This window comes from Prochlorococcus sp. MIT 0916 (assembly GCF_047305155.1).
In the GTDB taxonomy this organism is placed as follows: domain Bacteria; phylum Cyanobacteriota; class Cyanobacteriia; order PCC-6307; family Cyanobiaceae; genus Prochlorococcus_B.
The window spans coordinates 1,900,563-1,923,111 of the sequence record NZ_CP138980.1 but is presented as its reverse complement, the minus strand read 5'-3'; the positions used below and the strand labels follow the sequence as shown (position 1 = coordinate 1,923,111).

Here is a 22,549-nt window from a genome sequence, read left to right as displayed (position 1 = left end):
TAGGTATTAGATAATTTATTCTGGAAGTTCCCATTTGTTTATCCCAAGCTTTGCTCCTATTTTGTGAGCACAGGCATAACCGCTAAAGGCCACTGCATTTAATCCTTGACCAGGGAAAGAAGAATCACCAACACAATAGAGTCCTTTTATCTTTGTAGTATTAAATGGCATTGGAAGAAGACCAGGTAATCTCATAGAAGGAATTGGCCCGTAACTGCCTTTATTTCTAGCAAGAAATCTTTTATGTGTTCTTGGACTACCTATCTCTTTGTGTAAAACATTTTGACTAAGGTTTGGAAATAATTTTTCTAATTTAGATATAAGTTTATCTCCATCTTCTCTTTTCTTGTCAAGATATTCTTTGTTGCTTAATCCCTCCCAACAATCCATCGAAGAAGGAGTAAAGGCATGAACAATATGGCTATCTGAAGGTGCTAATGATGGATCTAATAGAGTTGGGATTGAGAGAAAAGTTACTCCTTGTTCATGTTCCATTTCTTCCCATGTATCGAGAAGCAAGTGATGGCAATGTGTGTTTGAAGGGATTGAGTCTTTCCTTACTCCCAAATGAAGGGATAAAAATGAAGGAGAAGGGATGTATCTGTTTTTCCATTTTGTCTCGGCTGTTGGGGTTCTATCTGGTTCCACAAGTGGATCATTGATTCCTTGGCCACCAAATGTATCCCATCTTGTGGCATTAGAGACTATTGTTTTACCAAATAATTCTTCACCATTATCTAGTGAAACTCCTATTGCCTTTCTGTTTTCAAAAATTATTTTTTTAACTTTAGCTTTATATCTTATTTCTCCCTTGAAATTTTCAATTCCTTTTACTAGTTTCTCAGCAATTATTCCAACACCTCCTTTTGGATAGTTAATACCTCCATAGTGTCTATCAGAAAAGACCATTCCCGCATTTATCATAGGTGTTAAGTCAGCGGGCATTACTGACCAGCAAAAACATTCAATGTCAATAAATTTTAAAAGAGCAGGATCTTTGATATATCGTCTGGCAACATCTCCAGCATTAATTGGTAACCATCTGGCGAGTCCTAGGCATGATAAGGGTGATTTAAAAAAAACTTTCATGAGATATCCGGGATCCTCTATTGAAAGTAAGGGCATCGAATTCAGACAATTAAATACATCCCAACATGTTTCGTAGAAATGATTTATTCCTTGCTCTTCATGGGGAAATAAATCAATTAGCTTGGTAATGAATTTTTTATAATCTCTATCAACTGTAATTTCTAAATGATTAGGTAGATGATATGCCAATTGTGTTGGGTCAGGAATCGTTTCACATTCTTGTCCAACATCTTTGAGAGCTCGTGTTAATAAATTGGTGTACCCCTTTTTACCAAATCCAAAAATCATAGATGCTCCAACATCAAAAGTAAATCCTTTTCTTTTAAATGAACCACCACTTCCACCAGGAATTTTGTATTGTTCCAGCACAAGAACTTTTGCACCTTTGCTTGCTAGTTGACTTGCAGTCACTAATCCACCAAGACCGGAACCAATAACTATCGAATCCCAGTCGCAAGAAGTTTTAGTTTTATTTGTTAATTGAGTCATGATGTAAAAGAAATTTTTAAATGAACTGTTGACTAGAGTTTTTATCTAATAATGTTTCTCTTAACTTTTTTATTTGACTCAATGCCCTATCTCTATATTCTTTGTATCTTTCACGTTTGTTGTGAACTCTATTTTTGAGTTCAGGTAGTAATCCGAAATTAGCTGGCATAGGTTGAAAGTTTTTTTTATTTTGAACTCGTAAGCTTGCTTGACTATTACTGACAAAGTTTGTCAATGCCCCAATCATGGTAGACGATGGCAAAGAAATTGTATTTAATCCCTTTGCTAACAAGGCTGCGTTAGTTCCTGCCAACCAGCCTCCAGCGATAGCCGCAGCATACCCTTCTGTACCAGTGAGCTGTCCAGCAGCGAATAATGTTTTTCTTTTTATAAACTGAAGTGTTGGCTCTAATAGCTTTGGAGATTCAAGAAAAGTATTTCTATGCATTACTCCCAAACGAATAAATTCTGCATTTGACAAGCCAGGAATCATTCTGAATACACGTTTTTGCTCGCCCCATTTTAAATTTGTTTGAAAACCAACGAGATTCCATAGTTGACCTGCTTTATCCTCTTGTCTTAATTGAACGACAGCATGAGCTCTTTTAAGCCTTCGGAGGCTTTTGTCGTTTACATTGCCCCATCTTGGATCCCAGAGACCTATTGGCTTTAATGGGCCAAAACGCATAGTCTCTAGACCTCTTTTCGCAAGCTCTTCTATAGGAAGGCACCCTTCAAAAAAAAGAGCTGATTCTTTTTCAAAATTTTTTAATTCAGCTTGTTCAGCTTTGATTAACGCAGAGTGAAATTTTAAATATGACTCTTCATTCATTGGGCAATTAACGTAATCAGCATCGCCTTTGTCGTATCTACTTGCACGAAATGCTATTGAAAAATCAATGCTTTCCCCAGTAATTATTGGACTTGCAGCATCAAAAAAATGACATTCACTTTCTCCTGTGAATTTTTTGATGTCTTCAGCTAGCGATTCGCTTGTTAAAGGACCTGTGGCCAGAATTGTAATTTGTTGAGCATTTGGTAGGCATGGACATTCATCCCTAATGATTGTTATTAGGGGATGAGAGGTAAGTTCATTTGTGATTGATAGGCTAAATTGACTTCTGTCTACTGCAAGTGCTCCTCCTGCAGGAACAGAGTGTTGATCAGCTTTTGCGATGACAATAGATTTTAAATTTCTCAACTCTTCTTGTAAAAGTCCCGCTGCTCTATCACTACTAAGCGCTCCAAAGCTATTGCTACAAACAAGTTCAGCGAATTCGGGTGAGTGATGGGCTGGAGATTTTTTCTTTGGGCGCATTTCAAAGAGAGTTACTTTGACTCCAGCACTTGCTATTTGCCATGCTGCTTCTGAGCCTGCGAGACCAGCGCCTATTACGGTTACTGATGGATTTTCTGTCAAACTGTCGTGGTTTTCTTTTTTTTAAGCTTAATTAAATAATATTCTCATGTCCCTCAACTATTTATTAAGACTTCAAAAGTATTTAAAAAATCAATGAGGAAGGGAAAAAAATATCTATAAATTGTTTTTTAGTCCTCAAAAAGGAACATTAAGGCCATTAATGCTTCGACAACGTGATATTTTTCATATTGGACCATTAAAATGGTTTATTGGGGGTCGCTAGCTCAGTGGTAGAGCATCCGGCTTTTAACCGGCTGGTCCTGAGTTCGAATCTCAGGCGACCCATGTTTTACTTAAGACTATTTCTAGATAACTTGACGTGAATACCACTTCCGTCTGATTTTTTGAAAAATTATTTTTTTTGGACCATTTTGATTTTTAGTTTTACATCAGTAAATGCTGGGTTAAATGGTTTTACTAATTTGATTTTCGTTGAAGATTGGCTTATCGAGAGGAAGGTTGATTTAACTATTAATGAGACAAAATGCAGAGCCTCAATACCTTCGCATGCAAATTGGTTTGGAGCGCGGGTAAGACTTGGTCCCAACAATGAATTGATAAAACCTATTTGGATATCTGTTAAGGCTGACCAAGTGATGGATTCAAAATTAACTAAAATTAAAGAACTTCTTGATGATTGCAGATCAGGTCTTCTTTTCCTTCCTGAAACTCTTTAAAGGTTAAGGATTAATGTGTTGATGAGAGTATAAATACTTTCTCAAAAGAAATTTTATTGCTGAATTAAAAAAGTAGTAATTTATTTTTGCATGAAAGAACTCTCAGTAGGTGCTGCCATTGCACTTAATATATCTTTGTATATTTGGGCTTTAATGGACCTTCCTTTTAGATTTTAATCATTAAATAAAAGATAAAAATTTTATTTAATTGACTTACTTCTATACTTATTAATCACTATTTTTGATTTCATTAATTCTTTTAATTATATGAATTACAAAAGATTACTAGGTTTAAAATAATTTATTCTTTAATTTTTGTATTCTGAAGCACTTTTTTAACTTTCATTTTTTTTTGCACTCCCAATCCTTTTTTTTTACCTGAAGCGGTTAGGGTCTTTAAGAGGTAAAAAATGCCTCTTCGTCTTATGGAAATGGGGGTATGGTTAAGAAATCTTCTTCAATTACAAAATCCAATTCTAATTGGCTATGGAGGTGGGCAGAACCTGAAAGCGAACTTTCAGTAATCCCTAAATCAAAAACCAAACGTTTAGCTCAGCAGGCAAAGTTAGCAAATGTTGATGCTGAGAGAGCGGTTAGTCGTGCATACCAAATTGAATTATCTAGAACAAAGGCAATTGGTGAAGCCATGTTTAAGTCTGGCAAAGCATTAAGGTTTACAATATCTAGTTCTGGAAGGCAGCTAATCCTAAGAACTCAGGCAGCACGAAGGCAATTTGAGCCTGGTTTTAGAAATAAAAAATAATTCTCAGATAGAATATAAACCCCTATAAAAATAAAAAATGCAGCTTTATATAGTTACTTGGAAATTTGAATCATCTGATGATCAAAACTATTCATCCGAGGCATTTGTAGATTATGTCGAAAGTGGAAAATCTGAGGACCTTATTGATGGCTATGAGAGAATTGCATGGGCTCATACTCCGCAAGACGGCACAGGAGTGATTATTTGTAGAGCTGCAAGTGCATCAATTTTATTTAAGGTTTTTGGATCTTGGAGAGATAAATATGGAATGACTTGGGAGTATAAACCTGCCTTAACTACTGAGGAGTTTGTTAGTTTAATAAAAGAAAAATAGATATAATTTTTCTGTATTTCTTAGATTTAATTTTTATAAAGAATAAACTTCTGTCTAAAAAAACCTTGAAGATAGTGTTGTTCCATTTAGTCTTATAAAATTAGATGTTATTTAATGATAGCTTATTTTTTCTTTGCTTTGACTGCTAGTGAAATGGGTCTTAGTCCGACAATACTAGCCTTAATAGGAGTTTCATCGATCGTTTTTATTGTTGGCTTTGCAAAAAGCTCAAGAGAGAATGAATACAAAAAATTGATGGATTCATTTATTGAAAAGAAAGAGGAATCTGATTGATTTATTCAGATTAGTAAGAAGATCTTCTTACTAATCTGAATTCTCTTATCTAATAAGGCAGGATGGTAGAAGAGTAGTTTTGAAATTGAACAATTTATTAGCAAACGAGAGAATTGTCTCGCCCTCTAGAGATGTTCTTGCCGGTCTTGTGGTTGCATTCGCAATGATTCCAGAAGCGATAGCTTTTTCTGGAATTGCAGGCGTTGATCCAAGAGTTGGATTGTTTGGTGCTTTTTTGCTTTCTGTAACCCTCGCAATATTTGGGGGCAGGATGGCCATGATTACCTCGGTAACTGGTTCAACAGCTCTTTTGATGACTGGTATTGTTCAACAAGGAGAAAATATTAGTCCTGGTCTTGGTCTTCAATATCTTTTGGCTGCTGGATTGCTTACTGGAGTCCTTCAGATCGCTTGGGGTTATCTAAGACTTGCACATCAGATGAGATTTGTACCTCAACCTGTTATGGATGGATTTGTTAATGGTTTGGCTATATTGATCTTCCTTGCGCAATTGCCACATTTGGGAATTGACTTGGCGCATTCTTCGAAAGTAGTTACTGCAATACAATTACCTGCAGTTTGGGGATTAACCATATTAACGTTATTGATTATTTATTTGCTACCAAAAATTACCAAGATTTTGCCTTCAGCATTGGTTGCAATTTTTATATGTACTGCAATTTCTATTGGATTTAAATTAAATGTTCCAACTGTGTCTAACTTAGGAATTCTTCCAAATGGATTGCCTGGCTTTGGCTTTCCAAAAGTTCCATTTAATTTTGAAACTCTTGGTTTGATTCTCCCAACAGCTTTGGCAATCTCTTTGGTAGGTCTTATGGAGACATTTCTCACTCAAGATATTCTTGATGATATGACTGATAAAAGTACAAATAAAAATGTTGAGGCTAGAGGTCAAGGTATAGGAAATATTGTTAGTTCTCTTTTTGGAGGTATGGCTGGATGTGCTTTGGTTGGACAATCGGTTATGAATGTGGGCTATGGGGGAAGAACCCGACTTTCAACATTAAGTTCAGGGGTTTGTTTAATAGGAATGATTCTTGCTGCTAAAGATTGGGTGAATCAAATCCCAATGGCAACACTGGTTGGTGTAATGATAATGATTGCAATTAATACTGCTAATTGGATGTCAGTAAAAGATATACGCCGTATCCCTAGAAGTGATAGTTCAGTTATGATTTTAACTGTATTTGTAACTGTTATTACTCATAATCTTGCTCTAGGTCTCCTTGCAGGCGTGGGGCTTGCCGCAATATTATTTAGCAGAAAGGTTGCAAAAGTTATTAAGGTTGAGTCTTCCTTAAATGGTGAAGATCACAGAGTTTATAAAGTTAAAGGTCAATTATTTTTTGTTAGTAGTATTTACTTTAGGCAAGGGTTTGAACTTCACGAACATCCTCAAAAAGTCACAATCGATATGGCTGAAGCTCATATATGGGATCAAAGTGGTGTAACTGTTCTTGACCAGGTGATTAGGAAAATAAAATTAGGGGGTTCTGAGGTTGAAGTGATTAATTTAAATGATGAAAGCTTGAATTTATTTTCTCGAATAGGACAAGCATCTGAGGCTGGAGGAAGAGGTGGAGAGTTTAAATCTGCACATTAAAAACGCCTAAAATTTTATTTGAAATTTCTGCAAATCTTTTTAAGAGCTTGTATGAAAGGTTTATAAGGGTTCATTTCCATTTGTCTAAACTTTGTAAATTTTATACAAATGAATGTATAAGCCAGAGCCGCAACTAATCAAGCCTCATATCGTATGATCATAGAACCTATAAGTTTTGCTTATGTATATTCTGTCTTGTCGATTGATGCAAATTCTATCCTTTATAGAAATTTGTAATGTCTTTAGCCTTGGAAGTTGATATTTTTTTGTAATTTTAATGAGATAAAAAAAATCTAAATCCATCAAGGTCTATAAAACCTGATGAATTTAGATCTTTTGATAAAAGTTTGATTCCCTAGATAGATTTATGAAAATCTAAAATATTTGTTAGTTAGGAAATTTGGCTAATAGAGAGCTTTGTCTAATAGCTATCTTCCTAAGCTTCAGAATCAAATTTAGATAGATTAGGACCAGCAATTACACCAACTAGTCCAAAAAGAACAAGGGATACAATACCGACAATTGTCGCTGAGAGGCTTCCTCCTCCCAAAGCAAAGGTTAAGAATGGCAAATGAAGCATTTTTTTTTAGATGCAGGTATATATATAAACCTAAAATTGCCCAAATTTAATGAAGTTGTAGCACCTTGATAAATTCAGACATTTTTAAAAGGCTTTAGCGAGAGTTAAGCAGTAGGGAAATTGTTTGGAAATCTTGTAGCTAATTCGTCTTGACTAGCATTGGTTTCCCACTTGAGCCAGTCCTTTACTCCGTCAGGCTTTACCTTCTGAGCACTGCGAGCAGCAAAAATGATTACATGAAATGGAATCACAATCGCAAAGAAGAAGAAATGAAGTAAATATAAATCCCAAGGGATCCCTTGGTAACCATAATCAGGGAAAAATATTGCAGTTATAAAAGGGAGCACCATGTTGTTCATGTATCAACTGTATTAATCATTATCCATAAAGCATTAATTTTTTCGATAAGGCTGGATATTTTAACTTCTAGAAATGCTGAGTAGCTTGGACAAGCATATGATTAGGTCTTGATTTGTGTGCTTTTTGAATTGATTAGCAAATGAATTAATAAAGGACTGAACCCTTTAAAGAACAAAAATTCGTAAAAAAATTTTTTTTTATACATACTTTACTTAAAATCCTTAAATGTTTAATTAACAAGTCTTTCTATTAATTTAATTAGCTTAAAAGTAAAATAGATACTAATTATCATCCAAGCTGGTAAAAGGATGTTCCATGCCTTTTGATATTTTAAAAGTATAATTTTATCTAGGATATAAGCTCCGCCGATGGGAATAAATATTAATAAGCTCATTTTTAAAAAAATCTCAAGGAATGCTAGCGCTGCTATTGGATTTATTAGCCATGCTATCAATATTCCACTTAGTAAATAGCCACCATATTGCCCCAGTTTCTTTATCATAAAACTGTTTTTAGCACTAACTTATTGTATCTAAAATACTACTACTAATACAAAAAGGTATTAATTTGATGAATTGTTGTGAAGTTGAAGTAACAGTTAGTACTATTTTTAAAGTAACTTTGTGTGTAAATTGATTTTTATATATCAATTCTTGATAGGTTTATTAATTTAAATATATCTATAAATATTTATCCGATCAATCTTTGGACTTAGGATATAGTTTTTTAATTGCATCAGCTTGATTTTTTTCCTTTTTCTTTATCTGCTTTAGTTCATTATACCGTCTAATTATAATTCCTGGGATAAACCAAATTACTGTTATTACTGCAAAAATAAAAAGTGGATTGTTTATAGTCATATCTAGTATAGTAGTCTTTACTAATAGAAAATATATATTATTGATTAAAAATAATTGATAGTGCATTTTTGTTAAATGGATAAGATCATTCTAATTGTAGGTGTGAATTGATTATATTTATTCAATTTCTGGCTTTCTTCTTTTTGCTATTTTGATTTGTCTTTGTTTCATTATTCCTCTTCCTTAGACTGGTTTTCTAAATAGACTTTTGATTCATCAGCAATTATTTTTAAATAGTTATCAATTCCTTTTGATTCTGAAATTTCTTTTGAGTTGCTATATTTAATTGCTATATCTTTACCAGACCATGCTGCTTGATTTTTTATAAGATTCCTTTTTGCCAAATAAAATATCTTTTTCCCAATGAAGAAAAGAGCTAATATAAATATAGAAAGGAGAAGAACTAATCTCATTTTTTATGTCTATTTATTTAATGATAACTTCTTGGAAATCATATTTAACAATATGACAAAAAATATATATAAATTCACGTCAGATTATTGCAGTCTTAATTTGGCTGTTCCATTGGATTCCTTTTATGCTAAAAATCTAAACTGCTTTTGATTAGATTTATCATTTGTAATTTTTGATTTATAATAAATTTTGATTTAACAATTGCTATTTTTGTGATTGTTTGCTAAAAATATAAATATTTATAATATTATTTAAAGATGTTTCCTTGGATTAATCAAAGCAGAGTCGTTTATATTTTATCTAATTTGTTTGTTTTACCTGCTACATTTATTCCTTTTTTTGACTTTATATCAAATATTTCTTTTATTGTTGCTTTCATTTTATTGGTAAACAAAAATTTACTGCTGTTATTATCATTATGTGTTGTTTTCACTTTTAAAAATAATTCCAATTATCGATTTAATCTTTTGTTGAAGCTAAAAGGTGAAGAAATTTCTAAGTCAGACTATGAATGTGTTTATTTATATGCATGGTGTACTTTATTAAGATATTCTCTAGTTGGATTCGCATCAAATCAAATTTTTTTATTTTTTAAATAAGTTTTTTTAGTTCACTTATTTTTAAAAGGATTAGTGAAGATTCTTTTTGCTAAATTTTCAGGTGGATTAATCATTCCTGTATCTGCATTTAGTCTTCTTTTGATGTCTTCAATTGTTTTTTGATGTTGAACATCGTTTTTGTCTGGGTCTAAGGAGTCGAACCAATTATGAAGATCCCATTTTTGATGACCATCTTGATCTACTTCGATTTTTACAAATCCCTCTTGACCTGAAAAGAAATAAACACCTTCAGGTAGGTTGTCGAAATCAAACTCCCCATCTTTCCCTTTTCTGATTGAACCCATTATTATTTAAATTTTTTGTAAATACAATATCTCATGAAAGATGTTTTGTTGAACTTCTTTCATCTCTTGGAACTTAATTCTTCTATCTAAATCTTTAGGAATTATGATTTTTAGTTGCTTTTACCTTGAGTAGTGTGAATGATTGAAAAAATACATAAGATTTATGTGCCCTTTTAGTAAGGAATTTTCTCTTCTTGCCAAAACATTCGAATACTCAGATTACCTTGAAGATTCAGATTGGAAATTTCAGAAATATAACTTGGTAAATGCTTCTTGTTATTCTGATCTTCTAGAAGATACTGAGTGGGGTACTAGATCTGATGATTTAACTATTGCTTGAAAATCTTGGAAGAGATTAGTTTTTTCATATTTTAATCTGCGAATGTTAGTTCAGAAATGAATGCATTGCTTATCCATTCAAGTTGGTGATCTTCGTTTGGTGTTCTTCCTAGAATAATAATAGGAATGCGAACTTCTTTATTCTCAATAATTTGTCTATATCCAACTAGGAGTTCAACGTATTTTTTAAAAGTCCATCCGTTATTACCTTTTGCCTTCGATTCTGAAGAGTTTCTAAGGGATCGATGAAAATCTTCTATTCCAAATTCATTCCAACATTCCTGAATGGCAAGTAAATGTTCGTGACCTTCCTTGAGTAATTGTTGATATTGAATTAGTTCAGGGGCTTCTTCTGAGTTGTCTGGTTTAAGTTCTTTAGCTAAATCAGAGACGGTGACTTTTTTAAGCCTGAACCAATCTCTATCAAAGAGAAAAACTGGAAAATTCAAAGACCATTTGATACCATCTAAACTTTTGTAGGTTTTGGTAAATTCATTCAAGTGTTTTTCAAGAAACTTGTATTTCCTTTTCATAAATAGTCCTTCTTATGTAATTACTTTTAATTTTTAGAATTAACGTTAAGCCTTAGAAGCTTTATGTCAACATGAGATGTAGTAAGTATATTATATATATAGAATGTTGATTTATTAAATTCAATGAATAATGGTAATAAAAGACCTGCATGGCTAAACTGGGTTTACCTTTTAATATTTTTATATTCTTCTTATTTCTTGTTCAATTATTGGTCAGCAATTTTAGAAAAATAAGAGTATTTAGTTAAAAAGCAATACATTTATATTGATTCTTCGCATATTAATATTTTTTAGTTTGTAAATTAAACTAATTTTTAGCTGTAATATATTTCTTTTATTTAACTCTAAGGCTAAAGAATTTTGAACTGAGGTAATTTGAATTTATATTCAAATTATCCGGCAAATACAGGCAAGCCAATTGTTGCTGTGCTGATTAAAGCTCCAGCAAAAATAAAGAAAGGAAGTAATGGGTACTTTTTAATCATGAGTCTTTAAATAATTGTTCGCTTATGAGTAATTATACCATGCTAGGTATTTATACCCTCGACCTGGGCTGAATATAGTCATAATTGCTTCTTCATTCATGCGAGGAGTAGTACGTTTTTTTACGTCATCTATTGAATTTTTGTAGTATCGATACTTTCTTTGGTGATCGCTAAAAATTTTAATAACACGCAATTGGTCTACAGGAAATCTTTTTTTAATTTCTTCTGCAAGTTGACTTTCCTCGTGATTTAGATCTGTTTTCTTAAGTTTATACTCAACGTTCATCCATTCGATAAGTTTTTCCAACTCACATGAGATTTCTCAGTTTTTTATCCACTTCTTGGTGTATTTTTATCTCCATCCTCAAGGCGATAGCATTTCTCGGCTGATGGTAATTTGATCTCATGCAGTAACTCAGCAAAATTTCGTATGAGTTTTATCAACTAGATTGACATGTACTCAAATTATGAAAGATTTTTATCCTTTTCGTGTGAAAGATTGAAGGGAATTATATATGTCATTTTTATCTATCTTAAAGGTCCTATAATATTTCCTCTAAATCTTTTTAGAAAAAAGGTAGTTTAAATTCAAATAAAAAACTGCTATTGATCATAAAAAAGTTCCTTTTCTTATTAAACCTATGTTTCTCGTTTGAACCCCACATCGCAAAATGTATTAAATTCAATTAAGGTCATTCATTCTTATGGGATAAAACTTAATGCAATGTTAATTCTTTGAGCTAATTAACTTTGTACTCGTATGTACTAAAAGATAATAAACTATTTTCTTTCTTGCCCAGCATTAACGGGACCTAGCCATATTTTATTAACTGTACTTATTTGCATTTGATATAACCTGAATTGAATAGGCTTGGATAAGAGTTGATGAGCGATTTTATTTATTTACATCAAATAAAATTCTTAAGTTCTCCTGTTTTATTTCATTTTACTTTCGAATTAGCTGCTGATATTCTTTGATTTTTCAGCTAAATATTTTACCTCTAATTTGATCTAGAGATGGACCTCTTTTTTTTTCTTCTTTAGTCAAAGGAATCCAGTTCCAATCACAACTAACAGTAAGTAGGTACCCAACTAATAAGTGCCAAATGAATATTGAAAATGCGTGATCTAGATGAGGGGTCAAGGGTTTAATGTGAATAAATTGATCTTAACTATTCTTCGAAGTTCCCACGAGTTTAAAACACATAAATAATCTAAATGATGCTTTTTCAACAAGGTTGATTAAAAATATTTTTTATTCCGCGTAATTAAGCGCCTTTGAAGCCTTAAGATTAATGAGATACGGGGCGTGGCGCAGCTTGGTAGCGCGGGTGCTTTGGGAGCACTAGGTCGCAGGTTCGAATCCTGTCGCCCCGATCAGTGATAGCAGCGGTTCCCAGCCGTTGCTTTTTTATTGGAAATTTATTTGTGTGCAAATTGTGTGCAAGAGGTCCAGTAGTAGAGAGAATTTTTAGCTTTTCAGGGAATTTACGCACGCCTCTTTCTAGTGTTGAGTTAGCCGTATATGACAAATGTAAACGCCAGATGTAGTGTGTAGGTATCGCTAAGAGTGTGAGGGTATCTCTCACCCACCAAGAATTTTAATTCTGGTCCCCTATCAGGGCGGTGAAAAAGTTCACCACGCATGGGAAAGTCGAACATTTCCCCTCTGCGCCCGCTGCTAGGCAGGATTCTTCTTCGAACAAGAATTGCAAAATGGGAGCGCAACTGAACACTTCTTTTTTCCATCATGGGAAAACGCAGCCGTAAGTATGCGCTCAAACGAGCCAGAGAGGTTCGTGTAGCTGGTAAAACTGTTTGTACTCCTAAAGGCTTAACTCCAGATAATTTAAAAACTGGAGTTTGGGTAGAAGAGATTCAACAAATACGCCATGAACGAGATCCTATTAATAGGTTCTTGAGATCTCGTGGTGAAAAGGTGGAATACCAGCAAGAAAAATTGAGTGAAATATATCCAAAAGCGACTGTCTCTCTCATGGAGGCAAAAGGGCTTATTAAGGAGCCTGCTCCATGCCAACCTCAACAGCAACAAGAGGCGCAAGATTCAAAACCATTGACGAAGCCATTCGTTCTACGGGAATCTCTGCATCGCAACTCAGAAAGTTAAAAGCCGACGGCAGATTTACCGCCGGAATTGAATACATATATATAAGTGGAAGCAAAGGAGGTCCAGTTGGTTGGGATCCTATTGCGATTGAACGATGGCAAATTAAACAATCTCAATTAATTGCTAATGCTCCGGCAAAAGCAGCGAGCGAAATTGAAGATTTTTCGACTATGGGGGCTGAGTGATGGATTTCCGTGATTTTGGGGCCGTACCCATTTTTGATACAAAGGAACAGGAATTGGAATGGCAACGGCAGGAAGAAGAAAAACTTCTTGCAGAAGAAAGAAAACTTGGCAGACCTTTGACAACTCCTCTTCATGAATTACCTAATGGGAAGAAGTCAATTCAAATTAAAACATTAAGAGGGGGGGACTTAGTAGGAAAAAGAATTTGGTTGGTTGATCAATTTGTTGCGCTAGGAGCTGTTGTCCTTTTGGCTGCGGAAAAAGGTGCTGGTAAAACAGCTCTACTTCTTCGTTTGATTGAAGCTGTTTGCAAGGGTGGTTTATTTATGAACCAACTTTCAACAAAAAAAGCAAAGGTATTGTTGATTCAATGTGATGAACCGGAGGAAGATACCTATTCGAAGTTAAGGCGTATGGGTTTATCAGGTGAGATATGTGATGTCGTCTGGCTTGAAGAAACTCTTGATCTGAAATGGTTGCAAAAACAGATAGATAAAGGGATTTATTTTTTAATCATTCTCGATAGTGCAACTAAAGGTCTTGCCTCTGATAATTGCGAAGTAATTGATACGGGCTTTACTAGAAAGCTTTATAAGATTGGGAGAATGTTTGCAAAAGCTAAAGTTAGTGGGATTATTACAACTCACTTAAATCAACCTATAGATAAAAAAGAAAGACAAACGATAACGGCTCATGATGTAGCAGGACTTTCAACAATTGGTAATGCAATTAGTGATCTTTGGGGTCTAGTGAGGGTACCGCAAAAACAAGATATATTTCGTTTGATTTGTCTTGGTAAAAGAAATTGCACAATTAATACACTTTGGGAAATTGACGGTAATCAAGAAGATTATTCATTTGATTTAGTTAAAGTAGGCGTAAATGATTTATTGCCAACTGAACGAAAGAAATTAAGAGACAGGATTTTTGATTATTTAAAGAAAGCAGGTTGTTATTGTCATCCAAGATCAATTGCTGCAGGTCTATCACCCATAAGCGAAGAAGAAACAGTAAGACGTTATCTTTCTGATATGTATTCAGAAGGCCTAGTCAAACGAAAGAAAGTTAATGTTGATATTGGTAGACCAAAGTATGAATATGCAATTGAATGACTTTTCCTACTAATACCCACCGTCTTAATATTTTATTTATGGGTCCTTGCTGGGACTTCCTCGGAGGGGGGATTCGATGCTCAAATTTTATCTAGGCACAACTAAAACAACTTGAGAATCAATATTCAAAGCTGCATATTTTATCAGAAATATTCAAGTCATACAAACAATTTCCACCAATTGCCTTGAGAACCAATGTTATGTGATGTCACCGAAGCCGCTTGGTATTTGGGCTATGCCTCTCCAGCTAGTTTGTATCGTCTACTAAAAGCTGGACTACTAGATAACTATGTAGAGATGCACCAAGGACAGGTATTACTAAGGATGGGTTCTAAAGGTAAAAGTCCCACTCTTGCCAAGAAAGTTCGATCATTAGTTAATTTTAGAGGTGGTCATGAATTGTTTATGTTTGACCCTAAAGAGGAGGAATCCTTGCAGAAAATCAGGGCTAGACATTACGAAAAAAGCTCTAAAAATATTTCTTAAAACGATAACCATTCCCAAAAGCTGTCAATAAAAAGATCATTTATTAGCACTATATTTGACTTTATAGGAATTTACCTTTACACTTTCAAGATCTAATTAGTGATTGTTATGTCTTTAACTGATTTTATGGCAGAGACTTCAGTTTCTAGTGAAAAAGAAGTTTGTCCAGGTTGTGGTTGTACTTGTCCTTGCGATTGTACGGATTGCAAAGAATGTTCAAAATGCAAAGATCATTAACTTCAAAAATCAACCGAAGCTAAACAATAATTGTTAACCCTTAAACAGTCTTAAAAGCCCTTAAACACTCTTATTTTTGCTTGCTGTCAACAAGTATCTATTCTCAAAATCTGAAGGTCTGACGCTAAACAAATGGTCGGCCTTAGGATGACCCCCAAGAAATTATTCCTGAAAAGTACCTTGGAAGCTATTTATTCAACGATAACTTATTTCAGACAATGACAAGGGTTAAAATCATCACGTCTATACGGAGACTGAGAACACGCATAATAATTTGAGCAATTATTCGACTTACATCCACAAGAACCATACTTACAGTGACTATCCCAATGACATCTCATCCCTTTGTTGGAATTAGAGTTTTCAGCATTAACAGTAGTAGGTAAAAGTAATCCCAAACTAAGAGCTAAAAATAAAAAACGGCGCATAAGATAATTAAGTGGTAGTTATAGGGCTTGTTGGTTTTTTTTAGAAACTATTGCAAAGATCATCAAATCAGCGACGACAGTTGCGAAACATTGGAGGCGACGTTTGATCATATACTTGGTTTTTTTTGACTTTCACCGTTCTATCTAAGTAACCGTGACAATGCGCTTCGAAATTAGTTTGGAGTCTTTGGAAGTTAGTAGCTAGCGCAGGCTCGATAATTCTGGTTAAGAAACTACCTCCCATAGCTCCAAAAAATACTGCTGCAACAAGTGTTAGCTGAGACTTCATTAGAAACGATATTAGTTATCAATCGACATTAGCTCAAAAGGTAGCCAGCATTAACTTTACTAATTACAGAACTTTTCTTTATCTATGTCCATTACAGAACTTTTCTAATGTATGTATTGGTGTAGCCCCAGTGTACTTGCGCCCAACCAAATGGCAATGAGGTTTAAGATGATGTTCGGCTTCCGCAGGCTCGATAATTCTGGTTAAGAAACTACCTCCCATTGCTCCAAAGAATACTGCTGCAACAAGTGTTAATTGTGACTTCATTAGAAACGATATTAGTTATCAATCGACATTAGCCACGATCTAATTAATTGACTGAGGGCAGTTACATTTATTTTGTTGATCTTTCTAAAAGAAAGTTCTAAATATCAGCAATAAGGGGCAAGGTTTTAAGGGATTTTAATATTCAAAAAATCCTATAAGACTCTATAAAGAATAAAAACATTGAGAATACAAACTATATAAGTTAGTAGCTTTGGTTGTAGAAAATCTGAATAAGTACGCTTACCATTCTCAAGGTTTAGAAGAAGTACTAAAAGTGCGTTGTTCACAAGAACCCAATATATTAGCTTTGGTATTTCAACACCTACAATCTCTAGAATAATGAAAATAAAGAGTAGTGCCCATTCAAGTTTTATGAATTTAGCTAGTTTTATATTGAGTGGCCTTTTCATTAGATAAAGAAGATTAATTTAAACTATAGACAAAAATTTAAAGATATATAAATCAGCGTTGTATTAGTGAATTGCTTTCACAGAAGCGGCGCTCACATTCACAGGCCCATCCGCTTGGTAAAGATACAGGACAACCTCCTATATTGGTTGTAATAACATCTCTCAGTTTGGCACCACTCAGGTTGGCATCCATCACGATGGCACGACTCAGGTCGGCACGTTCTAGTTTGGCACGACTCAGGTTGGCATCCTTCAGGTCGGCACGATTCAGGTTGGCATTACTCAGGTTGGCACGACTCAGGTTGGCACCCCTCAGGTTGGCACCACTCAGGTCGGCACTACTCAGGCTGGCACCACTCAGGTTGGCACGACTCAGGTCGGCGCCCTTCAGGTTGGCACCACTCAGGTTGGCATCCCTCAGGCTGGCATCAATCAGATAGGCACGACTCAGGTCTTTACCACTCAGGTTGGCACGATTTAGGTTTGTATGAGTTAAGTTGCCACCTGGTTTTATCTTACTTTTTTTTGGTGTTAAATGATCAGCAAAAGATGCTGGTTGATCAACAATGACAGCTACACCTAAAGCAAGGGAGGCTGCGGCAAGGAAAGCTAAACGGCGCATAAGATAATTAAGTCGAAGTTACAACAATCTGAAGCAAGTAAAAATCAGCGTTGTATTAGTGAATTGTTTTCACAGACCCATCCGCTTGGTAAATATCTAGGACAACCTCTTAGATTGGTTGCAATAAAACCTGTAGCGCCTTTTATAACCAAGCCGGAACCCCTCAGGTCGGCACCACTCAGGTTGGCACCACTCAGGTTGGCATTATACAGGATGACCTTACTCACGTCGGCACGACTCAGGTTGGCATTATTCAGTTTGGTATAACTCAGGTCGGCATTAACCAGGTAGGCACCACTCAGGTTGGCATTATTCAGCTTGGCACCACGCAAGTCGGCACCAAAGAGGTTGGCACGACTCAGGTTGGCTTTATTCAGGATGGCTTGATTCAGCTTGGCGCGCTTCAGGTTGGCATCACTCAGGTTGGCACCACTCAGGTCTATACGCTTCCAATCGACACTCCCTATGATTGTATGAGCTAAGTCGCCACCTGGTCTTCTCTGACCACTTTTTATGTATAAATGATCAGCAAAAGATGCTGGTTGATCAACAATGACAGCTACACCTAAACCAAGAGAAGCAGCAGCAATGAAAGCTAAACGGCGCATAGATAATTAAGTCGAAGTTACAACAATCTGAATCATTCTCGACTTTAGCCAAAAATTTCAAAAACAGTTGGACATCCTTTACATTGATATGTTGCTCTTTCTAAAAGAAAGTTCTAAATATCAGCAATAAGGGGCAAGGTTTTAAGGGATTTTAATATTCAAAAAATCCTATAAGACTCTATAAAGAATAAAAACATTGAGAATACAAACTATATAAGTTAGTAGCTTTGGTTGTAGAAAATCTGAATAAGTACGCTTACCATTCTCAAGGTTTAGAAGAAGTACTAAAAGTGCGTTGTTCACAAGAACCCAATATATTAGCTTTGGTATTTCAACACCTACAATCTCTAGAATAATGAAAATAAAGAGTAGTGCCCATTCAAGTTTTATGAATTTAGCTAGTTTTATATTGAGTGGCCTTTTCATTAGATAAAGAAGATTAATTTAAACTATAGACAAAAATTTAAAGATATATAAATCAGCGTTGTATTAGTGAATTGTTTTCACAGACCCATCCGCTTGGTAAAGATCCAGGGCACCCTTTTAAATTTATTGCTCGAATACCATTCAGGTCGGCACGACTCAGGTTGGCATTACTCAGGTTGGCACCCTTCAGGTCGGCCCAACTCAGGTTGGCACCACTCAGGTCGGCACTCCTTAAGTCGGCATACCTCAGCTTGGCACTTTTCAGGTTGGCATTAATCAGATAGGCACGACTCAGGTTGGCATGATTCAGGTAAGCTTCCTTCAGGCCGGCACCACCCAGGTAGGCACGACTCAGGTCGGCATTATTCAGGTTGGCACGCTTTAGGTTTGTATGACGCAAGTCGCCACCTGGTTTTATCTGACTTTTTTTTGGTGTTAAATGATCAGCAAAAGATGCTGGTTGATCAACAATGACAGCTACACCTAAACCAAGAGAAGCAGCAGCAAGGAAAGCTAAACGGCGCATAAGATAATTAAGTCGAAGTTACAAGAATCTGAAGCAAGTAAAAATCAATTGCCTTTTCATCGACGTTGTTCCCATTCTTTGCGTTGTAATAGAGAAAAGCCACCACCTCTTTTTTCGCAGACCCGTCCGCTTGGTAAAGATCTAGGACAACCTACTAGATCGTATGCAGTAACATGACTCAGTTCGGCACGAAGCAGGTTGGCACCACTCAGGTCGGCGCCCTTCAGGTAGGCATAACTCAGGTCGGCATAACTCAGGTTGGCACCACTCAGGTCGGCACCCCTCAGGTCGGCACGACTCAGGTCGGCACGTCTCAGGTCGGCACGACTCAGGTCTTCACCCCTCAGGTTGGCACCATTTAGTTTTGCATGAGCTAAGTTGGCACCCGGTCCTATCTCACTTTGTTTTGGTACTAAATGATAAGCAAAAGATGCTGGTTGATCAACAATGACAGCTACACCTAAACCAAGAGAAGCAGCAGCAAGGAAAGCTAAACGGCGCATAAGATAATTAAGTCGAAGTTACAAGAATCTGAAGCAAGTAAAAATCAATTGCCTTTTCATCGACGTTGTTCCCATTCTTTGCGTTGTAATAGAGAAAAGCCACCACCTCTTTTTTCGCAGACCCGTCCGCTTGGTAAAGATCTAGGACAACCTACTAGATCGTATGCAGTAACATGACTCAGTTCGGCACGAAGCAGGTTGGCACCACTCAGGTCGGCGCCCTTCAGGTAGGCATAACTCAGGTCGGCACTACTCAGGCTGGCACCACTCAGGTTGGCACGACTCAGGTCGGCGCCCTTCAGGTCGGCATAACTCAGGTTGGCACCACTCAGGTCGGCACCCCTCAGGTCGGCACGACTCAGGTCGGCACGTCTCAGGTCGGCACGACTCAGGTCTTCACCCCTCAGGTTGGCACCATTTAGTTTTGCATGAGCTAAGTTGGCACCCGGTCCTATCTCACTTTGTTTTGGTACTAAATGATAAGCAAAAGATGCTGGTTGATCAACAATGACAGCTACACCTAAACCAAGAGAAGCAGCAGCAATGAAAGCTAAACGGCGCATAAGATAATTAAGTCGAAGTTACAACAATCTGAAGCATTCTCGACTTTAGCCAAAATTTAAAAAACAGTTGGACATCCTTTACATTGATATGTTGCTCTTTCCAAGAGAAGTGCTTTTATTAATTCAATGAGCAATCTTAGTTAACAATTAAGTGAAAAAAAAGCTTTTACAATTCCTTTTAATTTTTAATTCAATAGTTTTAACGACAGCACCTTCAATAAAAGCAGAAGAAGTTTTTTTTGAGCTTAAGAATGGAGATACAATTAGTGGTGAATTAATAGAGGAAGAGAGTACTAAAAGTAAAAAAATTATATTACATCCAATATTAGGAAGATTAGAGATTGATGTTGATAGTATTTATGAAGGTTATGAAGATGAATTGGCGATAGATCAGAAGTTATGGTCGGTTGACGTAAAAGTCGGTGCGGATGGAAATCATTCTGAGCACTATAAAAATTCCGGCTTCTCAATTGCATCTGGATTGGGATATCAAGGAGAAAAGAACTTATCTAATTTTGAGATAGGATTAAAGTACGGACTTGAACAAGATAAAGAATCAGGAGCAAAACTTAGTAGTTATGACGGCGAAATAAAGGCACGAAATGATTATCTTTTAACTGATAAATTTACAGTATATACATCATCTGATTATTTTTTTGATTCTCAAAAACACGCTGGCAAGCATGATATAGAAGGATCTATTGGTATAGGTTATTATCTTTTTAAAAATGAAAGTTTAGATTTTTTAATTTCATTAGGTCCCGCATTTGTTTGGACAGAAGGAGGAGAGGACTGTTCGTTCACACCAAGTTGTGGTGACTTAATATATGCAACTAATCTAGAGGCAACATTTGGATGGAAAATAAACAAACATCTAGAATTTGATTTTAATAATACCTACACATCTGCAAACGACGAGGGGGATAGAGTTATATCTAGCAATAGGTTAGATGCAGAATTAAAGTTTTATCCGGATCTAAATTCAAACCTATTTTCAGCGATAAGTTATGAGAATATCTATCGTGATTTGTCAGACCCAGAACCAGAGAATGCATACAAACTAGAAGTAGGAACAAGCTTTTAAATATTCCAGATCTAGTACAACTCATCTTCTTGCTGCAAGCAAAGTTACTAAGCAGCTTCTACCTGGTTAGCTTTGGCGTATAAATCAGTCGTTGCGTCTGGAGTAAACCTTGCATAATTTTGGAGGTGTACTTCAACTGTGTGCCCCATAGCTGAGGCAATATTTGCGATAGGAAAACCAGCAGAGTGAGATTGTTTTGCGTAGCGATGTCTAAATGAATAAGGTTTTAAAACTTCTTTTTTGGTGGCGTTAACAACTTCTTTTAATTGCTTCCAATATTTACGTCTTTTTAAAAATGTTCCGAGTGCTTCCCCACCTTTTCCCTCCTGTCCGAGTGGTGGAAGTTTCTCACCTATTGAAAATCGTTTTTGTAAGTTCCAATCAATAGGCTTGCCATCTAGGTCTTTAACGAATAAAGCATGCAATTTTCTTGGCGCTGTTCTCTTACCCTTTTTACCGCCCTTGGATTTTTGATAGGTAGTCCATAATTCTTTTCCTTCAATCCCTTTCTTTATGGTTAGGTGTCGAAGCTCCTCAGGTCTTAATCCATAGACAGAGCAAAGTTGAATTGCAAATTTCCAAGCGTTATAAGTTTCTTCTTCTCTTGCTGTTCTTCCATTAGGAATTAAATCTAGTAATTCAATAATTTCTTGATCGTCAATTGCATAACCTATTTCGATTGGATTTTTGGTCTCTGGGATTTGTGCAGGTGGAGCGTAAGCAGCAATTAATTTTCCTCTTAAGACTGCCCAATCAAGAAAACCTTTTAAAGAACGTCGAGCAATTTGTCTTGATCTTGTTCCCTGTTCCCATTGCTTAAGTGATTGCATCATTAACTCTTCGCCGCCTTGAGGCTTTCCTTTAGCGCGATTCATTAGTATTCCAGCTTTCGTTAAGACAGGGATATAACTTTTATTCCAAGTGGCATCACTGGCATTAGGTACGAACTGCCTGTAGTTCTCAACTAATTCCTCCCAACTGATTTGGTGCTTTGAACTAGATACTTCTGTAACTGTTCCAGCTTTAGCAAGAGTCATTTTCCCTTTTGCCTGAACAAAGTTTCTGAATATTTCTTCGATTCTCCTAAGTGCTTTTGATGTTTCTTTCTTATCAAAGTCAAAGGGAAGCATTAAAGATTGAGCTTTTCCTCCATTAGGCCGATATTGCAAACGCATCTTTCCTCGACAATCAAGAACTTTAAATTGCCCTGCTGTTGATTGGCTTATCTGATCCCTGAACAATTGAACCCAGTTTTCTTTTCGAGTAATGGATGGCAAGGAGCACTTGGTCTCTAATTAATTAGATTGTGTGCAAAATGTGTGCAAAAGTCAACATCTGCTGCAGTCTCTGGGAATCTCTGACCGCCTATCTTTCAGCAATAACTGGCTTTATGACTGAGACCCTTGTAAGAGCGGTTGTAAGACCAAGCGATTTGGGAGCACTAGGTCGCAGGTTCGAATCCTGTCGCCCCGATCAGTCAGAGACAGGTTTCCCAGCCTGTCTTTTTTAA

Annotated in this window: 28 protein-coding genes, 2 tRNA genes and 1 pseudogene; 13 read left to right on the top strand and 18 right to left on the bottom strand. The window is 35.9% G+C overall.

The annotated features are described in order from the left end of the window. Positions 1-15 precede the first annotated feature (15 nt). Together crtH and trmFO are read right to left on the bottom strand one after the other, a co-directional pair. A complete protein-coding gene (gene crtH / locus SIB53_RS10855; RefSeq protein WP_413678190.1) occupies positions 16-1,578 on the bottom strand; it encodes a carotenoid isomerase in 1,563 nt (520 codons plus the stop codon). Between the two features lie 16 nt (positions 1,579-1,594). Further along, a complete protein-coding gene (gene trmFO, locus SIB53_RS10850; protein WP_413678189.1) occupies positions 1,595-2,998 on the bottom strand; it encodes an FADH(2)-oxidizing methylenetetrahydrofolate--tRNA-(uracil(54)-C(5))-methyltransferase TrmFO in 1,404 nt (467 codons plus the stop codon). A 213-nt stretch (positions 2,999-3,211) separates the two neighbouring features. Between trmFO and SIB53_RS10845 the strand changes: the two genes are divergently transcribed. From SIB53_RS10845 to SIB53_RS10820, 6 genes are all read left to right on the top strand, one after another. Beyond that, positions 3,212-3,283, top strand: a tRNA-Lys gene (locus tag SIB53_RS10845). A gap of 86 nt (positions 3,284-3,369) precedes the next feature. Beyond that, a complete protein-coding gene (locus tag SIB53_RS10840) occupies positions 3,370-3,675 on the top strand; it encodes a hypothetical protein (RefSeq protein ID WP_413678188.1) in 306 nt (101 codons plus the stop codon). A 439-nt stretch (positions 3,676-4,114) separates the two neighbouring features. Beyond that, entirely contained in the window at positions 4,115-4,438 is a 324-nt protein-coding gene (locus SIB53_RS10835) for a hypothetical protein (RefSeq protein WP_413678187.1), read from the top strand. A 37-nt stretch (positions 4,439-4,475) separates the two neighbouring features. Continuing rightward, positions 4,476-4,772, top strand: a complete 297-nt coding sequence (locus SIB53_RS10830; RefSeq protein ID WP_413678186.1) for a DUF3303 domain-containing protein — start codon at positions 4,476-4,478, stop codon at positions 4,770-4,772. 114 nt (positions 4,773-4,886) lie between these two features. Further along, positions 4,887-5,066 (top strand): hypothetical protein, encoded by a 180-nt coding sequence (locus tag SIB53_RS10825; protein WP_413678185.1) that lies wholly within the window; start codon positions 4,887-4,889, stop codon positions 5,064-5,066. A gap of 79 nt (positions 5,067-5,145) precedes the next feature. Continuing rightward, a complete protein-coding gene (locus SIB53_RS10820) occupies positions 5,146-6,690 on the top strand; it encodes a SulP family inorganic anion transporter (protein ID WP_413678184.1) in 1,545 nt (514 codons plus the stop codon). A 436-nt stretch (positions 6,691-7,126) separates the two neighbouring features. Here SIB53_RS10820 and SIB53_RS10815 read toward each other — a convergent pair whose 3' ends face one another. The 5 genes from SIB53_RS10815 to SIB53_RS10795 all read right to left on the bottom strand — a co-directional run bounded on the left by SIB53_RS10815 (position 7,127) and on the right by SIB53_RS10795 (position 9,808). Next, on the bottom strand, positions 7,127-7,270 hold the full coding sequence (locus SIB53_RS10815) for a hypothetical protein (RefSeq protein ID WP_413678183.1): 144 nt from the start codon (positions 7,268-7,270) through the stop codon (positions 7,127-7,129). Between the two features lie 104 nt (positions 7,271-7,374). Continuing rightward, positions 7,375-7,629 carry a hypothetical protein gene (locus SIB53_RS10810; RefSeq protein ID WP_413678182.1) on the bottom strand — a complete coding sequence of 85 codons (255 nt, stop codon included), beginning with the start codon at positions 7,627-7,629 and terminating at the stop codon, positions 7,375-7,377. Positions 7,630-7,859: 230 nt separating this feature from the next. After that, on the bottom strand, positions 7,860-8,132 hold the full coding sequence (locus tag SIB53_RS10805) for a hypothetical protein (protein WP_413678181.1): 273 nt from the start codon (positions 8,130-8,132) through the stop codon (positions 7,860-7,862). Positions 8,133-8,660: 528 nt separating this feature from the next. Continuing rightward, complete coding sequence (locus SIB53_RS10800) at positions 8,661-8,834, bottom strand: hypothetical protein (protein ID WP_413678180.1); 174 nt, start codon at positions 8,832-8,834, stop codon at positions 8,661-8,663. 680 nt (positions 8,835-9,514) lie between these two features. Then, on the bottom strand, positions 9,515-9,808 hold the full coding sequence (locus tag SIB53_RS10795; protein ID WP_413678179.1) for a hypothetical protein: 294 nt from the start codon (positions 9,806-9,808) through the stop codon (positions 9,515-9,517). A 163-nt stretch (positions 9,809-9,971) separates the two neighbouring features. Between SIB53_RS10795 and SIB53_RS10790 the strand changes: the two genes are divergently transcribed. Continuing rightward, entirely contained in the window at positions 9,972-10,148 is a 177-nt protein-coding gene (locus SIB53_RS10790) for a hypothetical protein (protein WP_197049666.1), read from the top strand. A 31-nt stretch (positions 10,149-10,179) separates the two neighbouring features. Here SIB53_RS10790 and SIB53_RS10785 read toward each other — a convergent pair whose 3' ends face one another. Next, positions 10,180-10,647 (bottom strand): hypothetical protein, encoded by a 468-nt coding sequence (locus SIB53_RS10785; RefSeq protein ID WP_413678178.1) that lies wholly within the window; start codon positions 10,645-10,647, stop codon positions 10,180-10,182. A 540-nt stretch (positions 10,648-11,187) separates the two neighbouring features. Next, positions 11,188-11,451, bottom strand: coding sequence for a hypothetical protein (locus tag SIB53_RS10780; RefSeq protein WP_413678177.1), 264 nt, complete (start codon positions 11,449-11,451; stop codon positions 11,188-11,190). Between the two features lie 1,017 nt (positions 11,452-12,468). Here SIB53_RS10780 and SIB53_RS10775 point away from each other — a divergent pair. The 5 genes from SIB53_RS10775 (at position 12,469) to SIB53_RS10755 (ending at position 15,313) form a co-directional block, all read left to right on the top strand. Further along, a tRNA-Pro gene (locus SIB53_RS10775) sits at positions 12,469-12,542 on the top strand. Positions 12,543-13,196: 654 nt separating this feature from the next. Continuing rightward, on the top strand, positions 13,197-13,478 hold the full coding sequence (locus tag SIB53_RS10770; protein ID WP_413678176.1) for a hypothetical protein: 282 nt from the start codon (positions 13,197-13,199) through the stop codon (positions 13,476-13,478). Next, positions 13,478-14,590, top strand: a complete 1,113-nt coding sequence (locus SIB53_RS10765) for an AAA family ATPase (protein WP_413679158.1) — start codon at positions 13,478-13,480, stop codon at positions 14,588-14,590. Before SIB53_RS10770 ends, SIB53_RS10765 begins: the two co-directional genes overlap by 1 nt. Before the next feature lie 195 nt (positions 14,591-14,785). Further along, positions 14,786-15,076 carry a hypothetical protein gene (locus SIB53_RS10760; protein WP_413678175.1) on the top strand — a complete coding sequence of 97 codons (291 nt, stop codon included), beginning with the start codon at positions 14,786-14,788 and terminating at the stop codon, positions 15,074-15,076. Positions 15,077-15,184: 108 nt separating this feature from the next. Next, a complete protein-coding gene (locus SIB53_RS10755; RefSeq protein ID WP_413678174.1) occupies positions 15,185-15,313 on the top strand; it encodes a hypothetical protein in 129 nt (42 codons plus the stop codon). Positions 15,314-15,519: 206 nt separating this feature from the next. Here the strand turns inward: SIB53_RS10755 and SIB53_RS10750 are convergent, their stop codons facing one another. From SIB53_RS10750 to SIB53_RS10715, 8 genes and pseudogenes are all read right to left on the bottom strand, one after another. Further along, positions 15,520-15,741 (bottom strand): hypothetical protein, encoded by a 222-nt coding sequence (locus tag SIB53_RS10750; protein WP_413678173.1) that lies wholly within the window; start codon positions 15,739-15,741, stop codon positions 15,520-15,522. Between the two features lie 67 nt (positions 15,742-15,808). Next, the gene (locus tag SIB53_RS10745) at positions 15,809-16,030 is read right to left on the bottom strand and encodes a hypothetical protein (RefSeq protein ID WP_413678172.1); all 222 of its coding nucleotides are present in this window, start codon (positions 16,028-16,030) and stop codon (positions 15,809-15,811) included. 78 nt (positions 16,031-16,108) lie between these two features. Then, complete coding sequence (locus SIB53_RS10740; protein WP_413678171.1) at positions 16,109-16,297, bottom strand: hypothetical protein; 189 nt, start codon at positions 16,295-16,297, stop codon at positions 16,109-16,111. A 462-nt stretch (positions 16,298-16,759) separates the two neighbouring features. Then, on the bottom strand, positions 16,760-17,329 hold the full coding sequence (locus SIB53_RS10735; RefSeq protein ID WP_413678170.1) for a pentapeptide repeat-containing protein: 570 nt from the start codon (positions 17,327-17,329) through the stop codon (positions 16,760-16,762). A 44-nt stretch (positions 17,330-17,373) separates the two neighbouring features. Further along, on the bottom strand, positions 17,374-17,937 hold the full coding sequence (locus SIB53_RS10730; protein WP_413678169.1) for a pentapeptide repeat-containing protein: 564 nt from the start codon (positions 17,935-17,937) through the stop codon (positions 17,374-17,376). A gap of 478 nt (positions 17,938-18,415) precedes the next feature. Then, the gene (locus tag SIB53_RS10725; protein WP_413678168.1) at positions 18,416-18,889 is read right to left on the bottom strand and encodes a pentapeptide repeat-containing protein; all 474 of its coding nucleotides are present in this window, start codon (positions 18,887-18,889) and stop codon (positions 18,416-18,418) included. A gap of 176 nt (positions 18,890-19,065) precedes the next feature. Then, positions 19,066-19,272 (bottom strand): annotated as a pseudogene (locus SIB53_RS10720) (pentapeptide repeat-containing protein); the annotation flags it as partial. A gap of 176 nt (positions 19,273-19,448) precedes the next feature. Further along, positions 19,449-19,955, bottom strand: a complete 507-nt coding sequence (locus SIB53_RS10715; protein WP_413678167.1) for a pentapeptide repeat-containing protein — start codon at positions 19,953-19,955, stop codon at positions 19,449-19,451. A gap of 151 nt (positions 19,956-20,106) precedes the next feature. Here SIB53_RS10715 and SIB53_RS10710 point away from each other — a divergent pair, with 151 nt between their 5' ends. Next, positions 20,107-21,039 (top strand): DUF481 domain-containing protein, encoded by a 933-nt coding sequence (locus SIB53_RS10710; RefSeq protein ID WP_413678166.1) that lies wholly within the window; start codon positions 20,107-20,109, stop codon positions 21,037-21,039. Between the two features lie 47 nt (positions 21,040-21,086). Here the strand turns inward: SIB53_RS10710 and SIB53_RS10705 are convergent, their stop codons facing one another. After that, positions 21,087-22,316 (bottom strand): tyrosine-type recombinase/integrase, encoded by a 1,230-nt coding sequence (locus tag SIB53_RS10705; protein ID WP_413678165.1) that lies wholly within the window; start codon positions 22,314-22,316, stop codon positions 21,087-21,089. Positions 22,317-22,549: the final 233 nt, after the last annotated feature.